The following is a 15,328-nucleotide window of genomic DNA, read 5'->3' as shown; positions in this document are numbered from 1 at the left end:
ATAGCGCCTCGCCAAACGGCCATTTCGATTCGACTTAGTGTGCAGACTGGGCATGGTACCGTTCGAAGAGCGCCTTCAGCCGTGCCGCCGCGTCGTCGGCGAAGATCAGCTCGAGGTTGTCCTGCGATTGCTGTGCCGAATGCGACGAATAGGCGTACATCTGCTCTTCATAGACCTCGATCGCCTTGTCGATATCGCCGTGTTCGACGATCGCGAGCGCCAGCCTCGCGGCATCGAGCATCGCCAGATTCACGCCTTCGCCGGCAAACGGAGACATCAGGTGCGCCGCGTCGCCGATCAGCGTGACGCCGGATCTTCGCGTCCACCGCAGGCCGACGGGCAGCATGTAGATGCGCCTTGGCAGGAGCGTATCCTCCGCGTACCGGATATAGTTCTTCAGCGAATCGTCCCAATCTTCGAAATGCGCCAGCAGCCGCTCTTTGGCTTCCGCCGGCCGATCGAACGCAATCCCGCAGGTCTGAAGCCAATCGCGTTCGACGCGCAGGCTGGCGTAGACCTTGACGAAGCCGTTGCCGTTCAACTGTCCAAGAATGGCTTTATGGTCGCCGAGACCGAACATTTTGCCGCGGGCGTTGAAGGCCGCGAGATCGGGATGCGCTTTGGCGTCGACTTGGAGCTCGATCATGCTGAGACCGCTGTACGCGGGCTCGGCCTTCGTCAGCAGCGGGCGGATTCTGGAGAAAGCGCCGTCCGCGCCGACCGCCAGATCGACGGTATCGATCAAGCCGTTCTCGAAGCGGAGCTCATGCGTTCCGTCGGCCTGAGGAACGGCTTGAAGCAGTTTATGGCCGAAGCGGACCGTCTCGGGATCAAGGGCGTTCAGCAGCAGCTCGCACAACGTGCCGCGATCGATCTCCGGACGGTCTCCCGGCTGATCGGCTTCCGCGATTTCATCCATGTAGACACGGCCGCTTTTGTCGAAGAGCCGGAAATCCTCTCCTTCATAACGGGCAAGGGCTTGGAATTGCTCGTACAGCCCGGCTTCCTTAAGCGCCAGCTGCCCGGAATCTTCGTGGATGTCCAGCGAGCCGCCGCGCGCGGCATTCTTGTCGACCGGCTCGCGTTCGTAGACGACGGCCGGAATGCCGTTCTTCTGCAGAATCAGGGCCAGCGTCAGTCCGCCTGGACCTCCTCCTATAATAGCGATGCGTTGTTGCCTATCTGCTAATGATGCTGTTGTTGAAGCGTTCATGGTCATATCTATTCATCTCCTCGGTAGTTTGCGTCTGCATGACGAGCGGCGAAGCATAACGAATGAGCTGCCTCTATCATGTCAGGCGAAGATGAACGGATGATGAACGACGCTTCGACTTCATTCGGTTGCATTTGGCTAATCCCGCAGCTCGAACATGTTCGTAGCCATCAGTTTGATTTTGACATGCAGTTCAAGCCCGGGGATGCTATCATCGACGGCGAGTCCTTTGCGATACCAGACTTCGTTCAAGGAGTAAATATCGACGGATCGTTTCTTCCCGATCTCGTAGGTTTGCATGATTTCGTTCTCGACGTTCTTCTTCAGCAGCGCATTGATCTCGGTCAGTCCAAGCCGCTTCTTCTGTTCCCGAAGGGATGCGCTCATCGTGATGGACAGTTTGACGATTCGCTTGCCGTCCTTGTAAGCCGGCGTTTTCTTGACCTTGTTGTTCTTGACCGCCGCGGTTCCGATGAACATGCCTTGGTCGTCCTTGAAGGGGAGGATGCCGCGCAGCGTCTTCTCCTTCAGCCATTTCACGCCGCTCGCTTCTTCGCGGTTGAACCTTGCTTCGCTCTTGCCGTGCCGAAGCGCGACCAGGCCGTTCACAATCGGCAGCGTAAACGGCTTGCCGTCCTTATCCCAGTTCTCGGTAAGCTTGACGTGATCGACGAGCGCCGTCTCGAACGGTTCCCTCGAAGATCGGACGAACTTCTGGTACGTCTCCGGCTCGAAGGACGACTGCATCTGTTTATACAGGAGGTTCGGCTGATAATACATGGTGTTGATCGAGGAGCTGCCGGTGATGGGTTTCGTGCTGAGCACTTTCGCCAGGTCATCGCTCGTCGCGAATACCCAGGGCGTGTAGCGCTGATCGCGCGTTCGCATCAGCTCGTCGTGAATATCGAAGAAGCCTCTGGCAAGCATGCGATCGCTGAAGATAAAAGCTTTGTTCTGCGTCCAATCCATCCGCATCTGGCTTTCCTTCTGCAGGTCGAACGCGGCCATCCCGATGCTGGGGCCTTCTCCCTTCCCGACGACGATCGGATTGGGCGTGCTGCCGCTCCCTTCTTGCTTGGACATGGAGGCCAGCTCATTGATTTGCGCGTAGATCAGGTACTTGCCGTCGACGTAATCGATGCCGATCATATTGACGAAGTTAAAATATTGAATGTTTTTGACGTCCCAGCAACCGCAGAGGGATACGAGCATGCAGCCGACCGCTGCAGCCTTCCAGGCTTGTTTCATCATGATTCGTCCTTCATCCTCGTATCGTCCTGCAAATGGAGGTTCTGCGCGCGCTTGCGTATCCGATCCGCCGGTTTCTTCAGCAGCGCCCCCGTAATGTCCGCCCAAGACGGAGGCGACAGCGGGGAGAGGTAGGGGACGCCGAACGACTTGAGGTCGGATAAATAAGCGACGACGAAGAAGACGGCCATGAAGAACCCGAACATCCCGAGAATCGAGGAGACGATCAAGATGAGAATGCGGATGATCGACACGACGCCGCTCAGCGTCGGATTCACGAGCGTGTAGCCGGCGATGACCGTGGTCGCGGCGACGACGGTGACCGTAGGGGACGTAATGCCCGCCCGGATGGCGGCATCGCCCACGATGATGCCGCCGACGACGGTGACCGTCGGCCCGACCGACTTCGGGAGCCGCAGGCCGGCTTCCTTGAACAACTCGAACAAGACGAGGACGGCAAGCGCCTCGAAGGGAACCGAGGTCGGCAGCCCGATGCGGTTCGTCGCGATCGTCGCCAGCAGCGGCAGCGGAATCTGCTCGAAATTAAAGCCGGTCAACGCGACGTAGAATCCGGGCAGGAACAGCGCCAAGTACCAGCCGAACAGGCGGATGATCCGCTGGAACGAGCTGATGATCGAGCGATAATAGCCGTCTTCCGGCGACTTGACGAGCGAGGTCAGCGTAATGGGCGCAATGATAGCCAGCGGCGAGCCGTCCAGCAGGATCGCGAACCTGCCGCCGGTCAGGTACTCCGAAGCAAAATCGGGCCGCCCGGTATTGTCGATCAGCGGGACCACGCACAAGCTCTTGTCCGAGAGGGCCTCCTCCAGCTGCGAGCTCGTGATGAGGGCGTCGAGTTGGATTTTCCGGAGTCTCGCCCGAGCCTCGTCGACGGCGCCCTTGTTCGCGATGTCCTGGATATAGAGCAGGCATACCTGGGTCTGGCTCCTGACGCCGATCGTAAAGGATTCCACCTTGAGCGTCGGCGTTAACAGCCGTTTGCGGATCAGCGCGACGTTGATTGCGAGGCTCTCGGTAAATCCGTCGCGCGCTCCCTTCGAGGACGTCTCCGTGACGGACTCTTCCGGGGATCTTTGGGGCGGATCCGCGACGTATTGCACGTAACAGCAGGCGGCTTCCGAATCGAAGAGGAGCAGGTCCCCGTTGAATACGAGCGAGGAGAGCTGGCTTTTCCAGGCCGACGTCAAGGTCACGGGATGCTGTCGCCATACGTCCTTGCCGGAAAGGCTCAATTCATTGATTTGCTCCCGGTTGGACATGCCTTGGCAGAAAACGAACAGAAAGCCGCCGGTCGGCTCGAACGTGACGTCCCCGCAGCCCTCGAACAGTGTTCGGATATCGGTTTCGCTTAGGTTAGCCACTTGGTTTCACCGCCTTCTTGTTCTTTCCCGCCCAAATGCAAATCAAGAGCACGATGCTGGTAGCGCCGCAGATGAGGCTGGAGCTCGTATAATACATTTTCACATGCTCGTGGAACTTGACGTCCGACAGCTTGATCTGATTGACGACAAAGAGGAACAGGGTAATCAGAATGAGCAAAATCTCGGGATGACGCCATTTCTTCACCCACAGCGTGCGAATGATATGGATCGCCAGCGATATTCGGATGAACGAGCCGGCTAACCATTGATAGATGGACAAGAAGTCGGTCTGACTCAGCATGCTGCCGATGGAAGCCATGCGCCACTGCTCGTAGGCCGGGTATCGCAGCAGCTCGGCTTCAAACGGACCGAACATGGCGATGATGCCCGATAGAGGACCGAGCGTCAGCTCGATCAAAATCAGAACGACCGGAAGCATGCTCTTGCCGGACAACTTCCCTTTGATATCGTCCTTCAGGAAGAGCACGAGGAAGATCTCCGTGATCCCCGAAGCGGTATACCAAGCGCCTTTCGTGATCGCTTGCGCCGAATTTTTGAATACGGGGAACAGGTAGCTGTAATCCTTGACTCCGAAGTCCACGATCATGACATAGAAGCCGAACAGCACGATCCAAGGGAGCAGCATGCCGTTGGTGATCGCGATGGCGGCCAGTCCCTTCCTTGCCGTGTAATAGCAGATGCCGAGCAGGCAAATGCCGACCACTGACGGCGGGGTGTAGGTCAGGTAGGTCGTATTCGACCACACGATCGTATCCCGTATGCTGATGCTCGCTTGGGCCGAGAAGTAGACGGTGAACAGAAGGGTGAACGGGAGCCACAGGAGCGCGCTTTTCTTATCCACCCACGTGGACAGGGAAGAAGGAATGCGGTTGTAAATATAGACGCATAACAGCCCTAGAAGCACGGAGGGAACGATGGCGGCCAAGACGGAGATCCAAGCGTCGCGCTTCGCGGTATCCAGCAGGATCGGTATCATAATGACGTGGTTGGAGATTCCGATAAACGTAACCAGCAGCGCAGCCAACTGGAAGGCATTGATTTTAGTCGTCATGGCATCCGATACTCCTTTCGCATGCAACGTGGTTAAGTTTTCCAAAGCAGCGAAATTTATTCATGCCCGTCCGGCGGCAAGCGCGGGAGGCGCGGAGGAGGGAGGGGATTCGGAGGCGGGTGGACCGTTCATAGGGTAAGCGTACCTATGCCGGAAAGAAAGATCTGGTAGTGAATGACAATCACGCCTGCAGAACGGGCCTTCAGCTTATGGAGCCGGTTCGAGCGATGCATGAAGAAATAAGTGCAAAAATGCAACTAATTCGCTCCCAGATGGCCTCATAACGCCAAATAAGTGCAAATATGCATCTATTCCCCCTCGTATTGGCAGGCGCTTGGACACAAACCGCGAAATAGTTGCATAAACGCACTTATTTGCGCGCAGGAATCGATTTTCTCTGAAATAAGTGCATATATGCACTTATTTTAGATTTCAGTGTACAAGTCAGAGGGATGTTTATTGACGCCATTCATTAAGTTCTAGGTCGCCATGGCGGGCATCAAAAAGAGCAGCCCGGCGTCCGCGATTGCGGTGCCGGGCTGCTCGTGAGGGCCATGGATGAATGGGAAGTTGGTGCGCCTTGCGCCAAGCCGTCTTTGCCTAGGCGGCCTCTGTCTTGCGCGGAGGCTCCTCCAGCCGATTGAACATGACGTTATAGATGCCGGCCGACAGCACGGCCAGCAGCGCAAGCAGCGCGAACGTCCATTGGAAACCGATCCAGCCGGTAAGCGGGATAGACATCGGCGCGATGGTGCGGCCGAGCGTGAAGCGCAGGCTTGCCGCCGCGAAATACTGCCCGCGCATTTCCTCCGGCGCGAGCCGCGCGATGAACGCCTGCTGCGGTCCGGCGGACATAAGCTCCGCGAGCGTGAAGACGGCGATCGCTGCCGTGAAGCCCCAGAACGTCGACATGCTGCTGAACAGCATCATGCCGGCTGCATAGAAGAGCGCGCCGCCGATGAACACGTATCTGTCGCGGTACGTCGCCATCCATTTGGTCACGATAACGGTGAAGATGGCGACGAACAGGCCGTTCTCCGAAACGATGAGGCCGAACAGCTGCTGGCCGGTCATCGTCAGGTCCCAGTCGCGGAACGAGAAGATCGTGGTCTGCGCGACCGTTTCCTTCAGAAAGACCGGGAACAGCAGATCCAGCTGCATGAACGTCTGCGCCAGCAGCACGCCGGCGATGCTGAACAGCAGGAATACGCGGTCCGTGGCGATGACCCGGTAATCGCGCAGCTGCGCGGTGATGAAGCCATACCAGGGCGTGCCGTCCTTCGTCCGGTGCCGTTCGGCGACGATCGCGGGGCGCGTCTCGCCGAGTCGGCGGCTCATGACGAGCGTAAGCGCCGCGCACACGGCTGCCGCCACGCCAAGCACGGCGTACGGATTGTCCGAATATAGGAGCGATCCGAGCAGCGGGCCGACGACGACAGCCATGTTGGCGGCCGTATAGAAGATGGCGAACACGTTGGATTGATCTTTCTCGTTCACGACGTCCGCGACCATCGCTTGGCTTGCGGGCCAATACAAGGAGCCGAACAGGCTCGCTAGCGTGAAGCTGGCGAAGCCTGCCATGGGCAGGTCGACCCAAGGCGAAGCCGCGATGGCGAACAGTCCGTAACCGAGCGCTTGTCCGCCGGCCGCGATCACCATCATTCGCTTGCGGCCGAACCGATCCGCGCAGTAGCCGCCGACCAGGTTAGCCAGTACGGACAGCAGCTGCGACAGGACGAGCAGCACGCCGGTCCAGCCTTTGCCGAATGCGGCCGTAAAATAAATCGATAAAAACGGGAAGAAGGTCCAAAATATAACGTTGAACGCCGCTTCGCCGCCGAGGCGGATTTTCAGGTTGATATCCCAATCTCTGATTCTCATGGTTGATTTAAGTTCCTCTTGTTGTAGATTATGCGGCCCATTGGATGAGCTTCATTATTATACACGCTGGGGTATATCCGGGGAACAGCAGGGCTTTATCGCAGCAATGCTTTAGCGGAGCCTTTTGGAGCGGGTTAACGGAGTTGAAAACCATCTGGAAAGCTTCTGAACCCCATGGAAAAAGTAACAGTGGCCTCGTTTCGCGCTCCTGTCGTAAAATAAACGTACGAAGAAGCAAAGACAGCGGGGGAACGGCAATGAACAAACGCAAAATTCTAGTCTTGTGCGCCACGCTGCTGTTTATGGCCGCGTCGCTCTCCATGACGGTCGATCAGCTGCTGCAGTTTAAACGTACGACGGCCGTATTCGCGTCATCGCCAGCCGGGGCGGTGCGCATTCCGGTGCTCTGCTATCATTCGATCGCGGACAACGGAGCCGGAAATGAATATGTCGTTTCGCCGGAGAAATTCCGTCAGGAAATGGCTTGGCTGCACGATCAAGGTTACCGCAGCCTATCGATGGAGGAATTTGGCGCGATGCTGTCCGGGCAGGCATCGTCGGATGGCAAGGAAGTATTGATAACGTTCGACGACGGGTACAAGAATAATTATACGGCCGCGCTGCCCATACTGGAGCAATACGGCTTTCAAGCGACGGAATTCCTCGTCACCAGTTGGGTCGGCGGTAAGGACTATTTGACCTGGGATCAGGTCAAGACGATGCAGGCGGCGGGCTGGGACATCATGGCGCACACGCAGACGCATCCGTATCTGCCGCTGCATACGGCCAAGACGCAGCGGGATGAGCTGGAAGGATCCAAGGTGGCAATCGAGCGCAACCTCGGCACGAAGGCGACCGCAGTCGCCTATCCGTACGGCCTGCGCAGCGAAGAAACGATGCGTCTCGCCAAGCAGAGCGGTTACGTCTATGCGTTCACGTTCGATGACGGATGGACCACGGGCGAGCAGAATCCGTATTTATTGAAGCGATTGTTTATTTCGGGGGATCAAGACCTGGCGGACTTTGAGCGCAAAATGCATGCATAACGCATAGGTTCGAGGTTCAAGTCGCTTATGAGCGAACCCCATAACGAAGAAAGAGGCCGACGGGAATTCCCGTCGGCCTCTTTATATGAGTTGCAATAGGATTGCAGTAGGATTGTCGTTTATTTGCCCATCATTTTAGTCAACGTAACGGACCAGTCGAGCATGCTGTAATCGAGATCCCAGCCGAGCTGCATGGACACGGGACGAAGCGGCACCATGATGCGGCCGTCGTCGTTCATAATGACCTTCGAACCGAGCGCGATGCCCACGCCGTTAACGTCCATTTTCTCGCGGCCCATCCAGATCTTCAGCACGTCGTCGCCGATGTTGACCATGGTCGCCCCGGACATATCGTCCCACGAAACCTTAGCGCCGACGCCTTCGGCCAATGCGCGTACCGGTACGTAGAATACGCCGTGCCACAGCATGGGAGCCGTATCCATGTGCTTCATGGTTCCGTCGAGATTCAGCATGGTGTCATTCGCTTTCAGCTGGACGACATACTCTTTCAACGGAGCGGATGGCATCGCGTCATCCGTCGTCGGAATGGAATCGGCATACGCCATTGCAGGGGTCAGAAGGCTCAGGGCAAGCACGGTCGGAAGGATCAACTTTTTCGTTTTCAATTACGTCACGCTCCTTGGTCGGATATGGGTGGGCCTAACTCGTACTGCAGGAATAACGGAGTGAAGCGGAGCGCAATGTTGGATCCATGAGAGGAAATTAACCTTCTGAGCTGCAGATTGATCCAAATCGCCTATTTGCATGGCGGAAGCTGGGTATTGAGGACGTGTTTGCCATGTATTATGATGTTACCCAGGTGAATTTGGCCTGAATCAATGACTTGCTTATTAGGTCTTTACAAAATAAAAAGGATGGCAGCTGGGCCATCCTGAAGGGTTAACGGGGTTGATCATGTAGGTGGTTAACCGGTAGGTTCGTGAATGCGCGAATGGGGATAGGCAGCTTTTCGCGTGTGCTTGGGGCGGAAAGCGCCTGGAAAGCTGACCGAGAGGCAGCTGCACGGAGTGCATCCGCTCCTTAGTCCGACCACTCGCGCCGCAGCGTGAAGAGGTCGCGCAGCGCATCCGTCGACATTTCCGTGATCCAGCCTTCCGAGCTGGTAATAACATCGTCGCTCAGCTGCTGCTTGCTTTCGAGCATCTCGTCGATGCGCTCCTCCAGCGTGCCGAGCGAGATGAACTTGTGCACCTGCACGTCGCGCGTCTGGCCCATCCGGTATGCCCGGTCCGTCGCCTGGTTCTCCACCGCCGGATTCCACCAACGGTCGAAGTGGAACACGTGGTTGGCCGCGGTCAGATTGAGGCCGACGCCGCCAGCCTTGATGGACAGGATGAAGATGTTCGGCTGCTCCGCTGCCGGCATGCTGCGGGACTGGAATTCGTCGATCATCCGGTCGCGCGCCGTCTTGGACGTGCCGCCGTGCAGGTAGAGCACGGGCTCCCCGGTTTCCCGGGCCAGCACGCGCTGCAGCATCTGCCCCATGCCGATGTACTGGGTGAAAATCAAACACCGCTCGCCTTCCTCGCGCAGCTCCTTCACCATGTCGAGCAGCCGCTCCAGCTTGGCGGACCGGCTGATGAGGGCAGCCGATTCGGCTGCGGCCTCGTCCTCGTCGTCAGGCCATGGAACCGCCTCTTTGGTAAGGAGCACGGGATGGTCGCACAGCTGCTTCAACTGCGTGAGCGCGGAGAGGATGGCGCCTTTGCGCTGCATGCCCTCCAGCTTCTTCACGTTCTCCATAAGCTCGCTGACGGTCTGCTCGTACAGCGCGCTCTGCTCGGCGGTGAGGTGGATGTACGTCTTCATCTCGTTCTTTTCCGGCAGGTCCAATTGGATCGAAGGATCCTTCTTCTTGCGCCGCAGCATGAACGGCTTGACGAGCCGCTGCAGCTCCTGCGTCCGCTCCGCGTCGCGTTCCCTTTCGATCGCCTGGGCGAACTGCTCGCCGAACGCGCGGGCGCTGCCGAGATAGCCCGGATTCGTAAAATCGTAAATCGACCACAGCTCCGACAGTCGGTTTTCGATCGGCGTACCCGTCAGCGCGATGCGGTGACTCGCCGGAAAGCTCTTGACCGCGGCCGCCTGTTTCGTGCCGGCGTTCTTGATGTTCTGCGCCTCGTCGAGGCAGATCGCCGACCAGCTGCAGCTGCTCAGCATCTCCTGATCCAGCGTCGCGGTGGCGTAGGAGGTGAGCACGAGATCGGCTTCCCCGGCTTCCGCGAAGAAGGCTTCGCCGCTCAGCCGCTTGCTGCTGTAGTGGAGCAGGATGCGCAGCGACGGCGCGAAGCGTCGAATCTCCTTCTGCCAGTTGCCGAGCACGGAGGTCGGACAGATCAGCAGCGAAGGCCGGCGCTCGCCGGCTGCCGCGCCTTCGGAGACATGCAGCAAATACGTAATGAATTGGATCGTCTTGCCGAGCCCCATGTCGTCGGCCAAGCAGGCGCCGAGCCCGAAGCGCCGCAGGAAGGCGAGCCAGGCGAACCCGTCGCGCTGGTAGCTGCGCAGCTCCGCATGCAGCGACGCGGGGACTTCGATGGCCGGCCATTCCCCGCCGGAGAGCTGCTCCATCAGCTTCGAGAGATGGGCGTTCAGCTCGACCTCGACAGCGATGTCCGCTTCCTCGTGCTCTTGTTCATTCCCCTCCGGCTGGCCGTTCCGGCCGGCGATTGCCGCCGTGCGGAAGGCTTCGCCGGTCTGCCTCCGCAGATGGAGCTGAAGCACGTCCTGGAAGGAAAGGCCCTTCTGCGGATTGATGCCCGCCATCGCTTTGCGGATCTGCGCCAGCAAGGAGGGATCGAGCGGCACCCATTGGCCGCGGAACTTCACGAGCCGCTCGCCGCGGGCGACCAGCTCCTTGAACTCGTCCTCGCTCAGATCGACGTCGCCGATGGAAAACCGCCAGTCGAAGTCGATGAGCGCATCGAGGCCGAAGAAGGATTTTTGGCCGCCGCTTGCGCCTTCGCCCGTCGCGGCCGCGCCTTCGCCGGGGCGGATCTTCGCGCGGACGCGCGGCTTCTTCCGGCTGGCTTCCTCCCACCAGCCGGGGAGCAGCACCTGCCAGCCGGCGGCGAGCAGCCGCGGGCTGTCGACGGTCAGGAACTGCCACGCGGCCTCGTCCGTCAGCGGGGCGTTCAGCGCATCGGCGGGACTGCCGGCCAGGCGGTCCGCCGGCAGGCTCGCCTGCATATGCGCGAGCCAGGACGCGGAGCGCTCGCGCACGTGCGGCGTCCAGCCGGAGGGCCATGTCCCGAAGGCTTCGCCGTCCATGGCCAGCCGAACCGGCACGAGCTTCGCCGGTTCGAGCTTGTCCTGCAGCATCAGCGCGAGGCGCCAGCCGCCTTCGGCGTCCTCGGGCTCCGACAGCTGCAGGAGCGGCCGGAACGGCAGGGTGTCGGCTTTCCAGCCGGCGGCGACGAGCCAGGCGCGCTCGTCCATGCCCGCGGCGGCAGCGGCGCGGTCGCGCGCGAAGAGCATCGGGAAGTCGCGGCGCAGATCGCCCGCGGTTTCTTCCGTGCCGTAATAGCGCTGGAACACGGCGGCGGAGAACGTCGCCTGCAGGCCTTCGGCGAAGCCGGCGGAACGATCGCCGTCCTCGTCCGCTCCCGCAGTCTCGCCCTCCCAATCGCCGTCGTTATCGCCGCCGTTCATGGCGCCTCCCGCCGCACGGCCGCTGCCGAGCAGCGCCCGCAGCGCTTTGCACGTCCGCGCGTCGAGCGCTTCCGGGTCCCAGGTCCAGCGGAGCTTGCCGGCCCGGAAGGCCGCGAAGCTCGGCATGAATTTTCTCTCCTCGATGCAGGCTTGCAGCCCCGGCGCGAGCGACACGAGGCGAGCGGCGTCGCCTTCGAACCGCCAATCGATATGCGCCATCAGCAGGCTTCGCTCCGCGAAGAACGGAATGACCATCTCGGCCGGCAGCACGACCAGCTCCAGCTCGTCCTGCAATTTCTCGATATCGAGCTCCGTTCCGTAGAAGGAAGGCTCATGCCAAGCGAACAGCCGCTGCTTCACTAGCAGGCCGCTCGCATAACCGGAAGCGGGCATGGCGCCGTAGATCAGAGCATCGCCTTGCTCCGACAAGCTTATTTGGATCGTTAACGTATCGGTGCTCATGCCAGCAGGCCTCCTTTGCGCAGTTCTTCCTGCAGGGCGCGAAGCCGGCTGTTCCGGCTGGCGAAGGCGGAGAAGAACTGCTCCCAGCGCTCCTCGCGCTTCAGGCGCACGTACAGCTTGGCCAGCCGCTTGAGCAGCTTGACCGCCGCCCTGTAGCCGTCGCGGTTCTTCTGCAGCACGTACCTTTCCACGGCTTGATGATAGAAAGGCAGCAGCAGCTCGGGCGCTTCCTTCTCGATCGGCTTCAGCACGCTGACGCGGAAGGAGAGCGGCTCGTTATCGCCGCACATTTGATAATCGATCCAGCGTGCCCACTCGCCGTGCGCGACCAGCGCTTCCTCGTAGATGACGCGGGAGAAGGGCAGCATCGACGTCAGCGTGCGCCACATGGCGGGGAGTGCTTCGGGCAGCTGCTCCACGACGACAGACCAGCAGTCGCCGTAAGGCGCCAGATCCTCGCCGCGGAAGCCGACGAGCAGCGGGCCGGTCTTCGCCAGCCAATCGCGCAGCCGTTCCCACTGCTCCGCCCGGTTCATGACATCCAGCAGCGGCATGAGATGCTCGGCCTTCACCATGAGCTTATTGCCGCCCTCGGCAAGCAGGCTGAACGCCTCCCCGTCGCGTGCCAGATAGATCCACAGCAAGCACTGCGCAAGCGTCCAGTTCAGCAGCGACAGAGACGCGCCGAGTTCCTGACGCGCGGCTTGCAGCTTGCGCAGCTCTTCTTCGTACATCGGCTTGCTGCCAACCGAACGGGGGCCGAGCCAGTTCAGCCAGAACGCCCGGTAGAGCGGAGCGAAGCCGTTCAACGTTTTATCCTCCGTCAGCATCCGGTCCCGCAGCCAATCCGCCGTATCCAGCAGGCGGCTCCAATACGCCGAGTCCTCGGAAGAGATGGCCAGCTCGTCCGAGAGCAAGCGTCTCGCCTGCATGAGCAGTCCGTCAAGCGCTAGCTGGGTATGGTAGCCCATGAACAGCCCGGATTGGCGCCAATCCGCCTGAGCCGGCTTTACCATCTGCTCGAGCACGAACAGTATCGCATGGAGCTGGAACAGCTGCTCCAACGCATACGGCAGCTCCGGTCGCATCGCTTGCAGGTCGGCCATCAAGTCGGTGACCTCCTGCGCGGTGCGGATCGTCATCTGGAGCGGGCCTCTTCGCAGGCGGAATCGTTCATGCCACTCCGCCACGGGGAGCTCGGTCAGCTCCTGCTCCGTCAGCGTCGGGCGGGATGGGCGCTGCGCGGGCGCGCTCATGCGGGCTTGCCTTTCCGCGCTTTTCGCCGCTACGGCTGCCGCCGTTTTGGCCGCGCTCGTTTGCGCTCCTTGCTGCGATGCCTGATTCATGCCCCGTACCGTCATGCGCGCATTGACCAGCGCCTGTATCGGCCGTCCGCACATCTCCGCGTACCGCAGCAGTGCCGCGACGATATGATGGCAGGTACGGTCCAGCGGACAAGAGCAGGCGCTTCGGCCCAAATCCCCGAGATCCACGGAAATATGGCAAAGCCGGTTGTCCTGCACGCTCGCGTCCAGCAGTTGCCCGTCTTCCCGCGGCGCAAGCGACTCCACGCGTCCTTGTTTATAATATTGAAAACCGCGAATGATCGTCAGTTCATCGAAATGCGCGGCAACGCCCTCAAGCAGCGAGCGCCACCCCGCGTCGTCCAGCGAATAGTCCGTTTCCATGCGTCGTCGACTCCCAATCCCGTAGTCGGTCAAGTATAAACTTCGCCATCTATTATACCAGTTCTTCCGGGCCGGAGCCCCCTGATGCCGGCTTAATTTTCGGCCGCCGATCCCGGTTCTTCCAAGAGGGATGACATTTTCCTGAATAGGGGAAAATAGGGGCATTACCGGCAGGGGCCGATCCCGTGCCAACGGGAGGATTACGCGCATGGACAAGCTCTTCAAGCTGCAAGACAGGGGCACCACGGTCGGGACGGAAATCATGGCCGGCATCACGACGTTCCTGACGATGGTCTACATCGTCATCGTCAATCCCGGCATTCTGAGCAAGACGGGCATGGATTTTCACGGCGTCTTTATCGCCACCGTGCTGGCCAGCATCGTCGCGACGCTGATCATGGGGGTGTTCGCCAATTATCCGATCGCGCTCGCGCCGGGCATGGGTTTGAATGCGTACTTTGCGTTCACGGTCGTTTCCCCGGATGACGGCGTGACGTGGCAGATTGCGCTCGGCGCCGTGTTCGTCGCGGGATTAATCTTCATCCTGTTGTCGCTGGCGGCATTCCGCTATATGCTCCTGAACGCGATACCGCCGAGTCTGAAGCATGCCATCACGGCCGGCATCGGGCTGTTCATCACTTTTATCGGCCTGCAAAATGCGGGCATTATCGTCGATTCTCCATCCACGCTGCTGACGCTCGGCGACCTGACCCGGCCGATGACGGCGCTCACGATGGTCGGCCTCTTCGTATCGCTGATCCTGATGGCTTACCGGGTGAGGGGTTATCTGTTCGTCGGCATGCTCGTGACCGCGGTCATCGCGCTGATCATGGGACAGATGGATATGCCTTCGAATATCGTCGCGATGCCGAGCGGCCTGGACCATACGGCCTTCCAGCTGGATATCGGAGGCGTGTTCCGAAAAGGCCTCTATGCCGTCATCTTCACGTTCCTGCTCATCACGCTGTTCGATACGACGGGGACGATGCTCGGCGTCGCGGAGCAGGCCGGGCTGCTGAAGGACGGCAAGTTCCCGCGCTCCCAGGGCGCGCTGCTGGCGGATGCGATAGGAACCTCGGCCGGAGCGCTGCTCGGCACGAGTCCGACCTCCGCCTACATCGAATCGAGCGCCGGCGTCGCGATCGGCGGACGGACGGGGCTGACGGCGGTCGTCGTCTGCGTGCTTCTGGCGCTCACGTTGTTCTTCTCGCCCGTCGTCGCCGTGCTTTCGGGCGTCCCCGCCATTACGGCGCCGGCGCTCATCATCGTCGGCTTCCTCATGCTGGACGTCATGCGGCGGATCGAATGGAACGAGCTGGAGGAGGCGTTCCCCGCGTTCCTGATCGTCGTGCTCATGCCGCTCACGTACAGCATCGCGACGGGGATCGGCATCGGGTTCATCGCGTATCCGCTGCTGAAGCTGCTGCGGGGGAAGGCCCAAGACGTGCATCCGGTGTTTTATTTGTTCGCGGTGCTCTTTTTCATTCAAATCGTCTTCTTCACCCATTGACCAGGGAGCCCATGCAGCCGAGGGAGCTGAGGGGAGCGGGGGAATTGTGCAGAGCAGCAGCAATCTGAGCTTCCCGCGTCCCGAATACGGGGAAATTGTGCAGAACAGCAGCATTTCGAGCCTCCGGCGCTCCAAATCCGGTGAAATTGTGCAG

10 protein-coding genes are annotated in these 15,328 nt (G+C 60.0%); 2 read left to right on the top strand and 8 right to left on the bottom strand.

Features of this window, described 5'->3' with window-relative positions; translation table 11 throughout:
- Positions 1 to 34: 34 nt before the first annotated feature.
- The 5 genes from GT003_RS18120 to GT003_RS18100 form a co-directional block, all read right to left on the bottom strand.
- Positions 35 to 1,219, bottom strand: a complete 1,185-nt coding sequence (locus GT003_RS18120; RefSeq protein ID WP_239565958.1) for an FAD-dependent oxidoreductase — start codon at positions 1,217 to 1,219, stop codon at positions 35 to 37.
- Between the two features lie 132 nt (positions 1,220 to 1,351).
- Entirely contained in the window at positions 1,352 to 2,464 is a 1,113-nt protein-coding gene (locus GT003_RS18115; RefSeq protein WP_161700359.1) for a Ger(x)C family spore germination protein, read from the bottom strand.
- Entirely contained in the window at positions 2,461 to 3,843 is a 1,383-nt protein-coding gene (locus GT003_RS18110; protein ID WP_161700357.1) for a spore germination protein, read from the bottom strand. The genes GT003_RS18115 and GT003_RS18110 overlap by 4 nt, the downstream gene beginning before the upstream one ends.
- Complete coding sequence (locus GT003_RS18105; protein ID WP_161700355.1) at positions 3,836 to 4,915, bottom strand: endospore germination permease; 1,080 nt, start codon at positions 4,913 to 4,915, stop codon at positions 3,836 to 3,838. The genes GT003_RS18110 and GT003_RS18105 overlap by 8 nt, the downstream gene beginning before the upstream one ends.
- A gap of 600 nt (positions 4,916 to 5,515) precedes the next feature.
- The gene (locus GT003_RS18100) at positions 5,516 to 6,796 is read right to left on the bottom strand and encodes an MDR family MFS transporter (protein ID WP_161700353.1); all 1,281 of its coding nucleotides are present in this window, start codon (positions 6,794 to 6,796) and stop codon (positions 5,516 to 5,518) included.
- Positions 6,797 to 7,053: 257 nt separating this feature from the next.
- On the opposite strand from GT003_RS18100, the gene GT003_RS18095 reads away from it, so the two are divergent.
- Positions 7,054 to 7,842, top strand: coding sequence for a polysaccharide deacetylase family protein (locus GT003_RS18095; RefSeq protein ID WP_161700351.1), 789 nt, complete (start codon positions 7,054 to 7,056; stop codon positions 7,840 to 7,842).
- Positions 7,843 to 7,961: 119 nt separating this feature from the next.
- On the opposite strand, the gene GT003_RS18090 is transcribed toward GT003_RS18095, so the two are convergent.
- The 3 genes from GT003_RS18090 to GT003_RS18080 form a co-directional block, all read right to left on the bottom strand.
- Positions 7,962 to 8,468 (bottom strand): stalk domain-containing protein, encoded by a 507-nt coding sequence (locus GT003_RS18090; protein WP_161700349.1) that lies wholly within the window; start codon positions 8,466 to 8,468, stop codon positions 7,962 to 7,964.
- 415 nt (positions 8,469 to 8,883) lie between these two features.
- The gene (locus tag GT003_RS18085; RefSeq protein WP_420831464.1) at positions 8,884 to 11,907 is read right to left on the bottom strand and encodes a DEAD/DEAH box helicase; all 3,024 of its coding nucleotides are present in this window, start codon (positions 11,905 to 11,907) and stop codon (positions 8,884 to 8,886) included.
- A 65-nt stretch (positions 11,908 to 11,972) separates the two neighbouring features.
- Positions 11,973 to 13,664: an SWIM zinc finger family protein gene (locus GT003_RS18080; RefSeq protein WP_161700345.1), complete on the bottom strand. Its 1,692-nt coding sequence runs from the start codon at positions 13,662 to 13,664 to the stop codon at positions 11,973 to 11,975.
- A gap of 208 nt (positions 13,665 to 13,872) precedes the next feature.
- On the opposite strand from GT003_RS18080, the gene GT003_RS18075 reads away from it, so the two are divergent.
- Positions 13,873 to 15,174, top strand: coding sequence for an NCS2 family permease (locus GT003_RS18075; protein WP_161700343.1), 1,302 nt, complete (start codon positions 13,873 to 13,875; stop codon positions 15,172 to 15,174).
- Positions 15,175 to 15,328 lie beyond the last annotated feature (154 nt).

Origin of the sequence: Paenibacillus sacheonensis (assembly GCF_009909195.1) — a bacterium.
Taxonomy (GTDB): domain Bacteria; phylum Bacillota; class Bacilli; order Paenibacillales; family Paenibacillaceae; genus Paenibacillus_Z; species Paenibacillus_Z sacheonensis.
Note: the sequence above shows the minus strand (reverse complement) of the source record. Positions and strands in the feature narration are given on the sequence as shown.